At 71.7% G+C, this 2,123-nt stretch carries 4 protein-coding genes; 3 read left to right on the top strand and 1 reads right to left on the bottom strand.

The window, feature by feature from the left end; translation table 11 throughout:
• Positions 1-204 (bottom strand): deoxyribodipyrimidine photo-lyase (locus H5J30_RS29160; protein ID WP_181790268.1); only part of this gene is annotated, 204 nt, incomplete at its 3' end.
• 142 nt (positions 205-346) lie between these two features.
• On the opposite strand from H5J30_RS29160, the gene H5J30_RS29155 reads away from it, so the two are divergent.
• The 3 genes from H5J30_RS29155 to H5J30_RS29145 form a co-directional block, all read left to right on the top strand.
• Complete coding sequence (locus tag H5J30_RS29155; RefSeq protein ID WP_027741427.1) at positions 347-631, top strand: hypothetical protein; 285 nt, start codon at positions 347-349, stop codon at positions 629-631.
• A 41-nt stretch (positions 632-672) separates the two neighbouring features.
• The gene (locus tag H5J30_RS29150) at positions 673-1,089 is read left to right on the top strand and encodes an STAS domain-containing protein (protein ID WP_181790267.1); all 417 of its coding nucleotides are present in this window, start codon (positions 673-675) and stop codon (positions 1,087-1,089) included.
• Between the two features lie 172 nt (positions 1,090-1,261).
• A partial coding sequence (locus H5J30_RS29145; RefSeq protein WP_181790266.1) for a SigB/SigF/SigG family RNA polymerase sigma factor occupies positions 1,262-2,123 on the top strand: 862 nt, incomplete at its 3' end.

Genomic DNA, 2,123 nt, shown 5'->3' with positions numbered 1-2,123 from the left:
GCGCGCCCGCAGCCCTTCGTCGAGCCCGGCCAGGCAGTCCGCCAGGAAGGCCCGTCTGTTGGGCGCCGCGAAGCCGGTGCGGGCGAGGGCGTCGTCCGCCACGAACAGCGGCACGACCTCGTCGGCGGCCCGTACGGCGGCGTGCAGCGCGGGGTTGTCGTGCAGCCGCAGGTCGGAGGTGAAGAGGCAGACGGCGACGCTCATGGCGGCATTGTCACGGCGCCGCGGCCCGCGCCCCGCCCCGCCATGCCGGTGGCGTACGGCCGGATCGGCCCGTGGCGTACGCGGCCGAAGGCCCGGCACCCCGGCGTGGTTTACCGATTCGTTACCTGGCAAGACGCCGTCCATGTCGAACAGAAGCAGACCCAGTGCGGCGGCGGTACTCGTCGCGATAGCGGATCTGGCAGCGTTCGTGATCGGGCTCTGGATCCTCCTCTTCATCCTGGACGCGAACCGCACGAACGACTTCGTGGACTTCGTGCACGACCTCGCCGGCTGGCTGGCCGGCTGGTCCCGCGACATGTTCACCGTCGATCCCGACTGGTGGCGCGTGATGCTCAACTACGGGATCGCCGCCGTCGTGTACCTCATGATCGGACACGTGGCGGCCAGGGCGGTCAAGCGGTGGTGAACTGAGCCGGTACTGTCCGCCGCGCGACGCAGGGAGGGCCGATGCGAGCAGCCCGGCTGACGCTGGAGGTGCTCAGCTCCAGCAAGGAGTGCGCGGTGATCCGCGTCGGCGGCGAGCTGGACCACGGCGGCGAGCGGCTGTTCCTCGACACCGTCGGGGCGTCCGTGGACTCCGGGCACCGCTACGTCGTCCTCGACCTGACCACGCTCACCTTCTGCGACTCCCGCGGCCTCAACTGCCTCTTCGCCGTGCGCTGGCTGCTGCGCCGGCAGGGCGGCGAGCTGCTGCTCGCCGCCGTCGGCCGGCGGGTGACGTACCTGCTGGAGCAGACGGGCAGCACCGACGTGATCGCCACGTACGGCAGCGTGCGGGAGGCGCTGGAGCACGTGCCGGAGCCGCTGCGGGCGAGCTGGCCCCCGGGCGTGGTACCGGGGGTCGCGCGCCCCCCTGCGCCGTAGCCGGTTCCGGCGTGCTGCAAATGGCCGAGGGGCAGGCAGAAATACGAGCTGGAAGGGGTGTTGTCGGGTCACGTTGATTACGGGCGCAAAGTAACGGTCAGGTATAGCCGCCGTGATGACGGGTAGCTGCACACAACGCCTGTCGAGCAGAAGTCCACATCAGGGGGACACCATGACGACAATCGCGACGCACGACCGAGGGCCCGGCACCGGCTCCGCCGCGGGCCCGGACGCCGACCCGCTCGCCGGCCTGGACCTGCCGCCGCTGCCGGAGCTGCGCGAGGCGAGCACCGCCGACGCGCGGGCCCTGTCCCGGGTCCTCTTCGCCCGGCTGGCGGAGCTGGAGGAGGGCACGCACGCGTACTCGTACGTCCGCAACACCCTCGTCGAGCTGAACCTCGCGCTCGTCCGTTACGCCGTCAGCCGCTTCCGGCTGCGCAGCGAGTCCCGCGAGGACGTCGTGCAGGTCGGCACCGTCGGCCTCATCAAGGCGATCAACCGCTACGACCTCGGCGAGGGCACCGAGTTCCCCACGTTCGCGCTGCCGACGATCGTGGGTGAGATCAAGCGCCACTTCCGCGACACCTCCTGGGCGGTGCGCGTGCCGCGGCGGATGCAGGAGCGGCGGCTGACGCTGGCGAAGGCCGGCTCGCGGCTGGAGCAGAGCCTCGGCCGCGCCCCGAGCGTCGCGGAGCTGGCGGAGCAGACCGGGCTCGGCGAGGACGAGGTCGTCGAGGGGCTGGTCGCCGCCAACGCGTACAAGACGTCCTCGCTCGACTACCACGCCGCCGACGAGGAGGGCGAGTCCTTCCTCGCGCGGCGCACCGGGGCGCCGGATCCGGACCTGGAGAAGGTCGAGAACCTGGTGTCGCTCAAGCCGCTGGTCGAGGCGCTGCCCGAGCGGGACCGGAAGGTGCTGGACCTGCGGTTCGGCGCCGAGATGACGCAGAGCGAGATCGGCGCCGAGCTGGGCATCTCGCAGATGCACGTGTCGCGGCTGCTGACCGCGATCCTCCGCCGGCTGCGCGAGGGGC

Origin of the sequence: Streptomyces phytophilus, from assembly GCF_013870535.1 — a bacterium.
In the GTDB taxonomy this organism is placed as follows: Bacteria; Actinomycetota; Actinomycetes; order Streptomycetales; family Streptomycetaceae; genus Streptomyces; species Streptomyces phytophilus.
The sequence above is the reverse complement of the archived record's forward strand: the minus strand, read 5'-3'. Positions and strand labels throughout refer to the sequence as shown.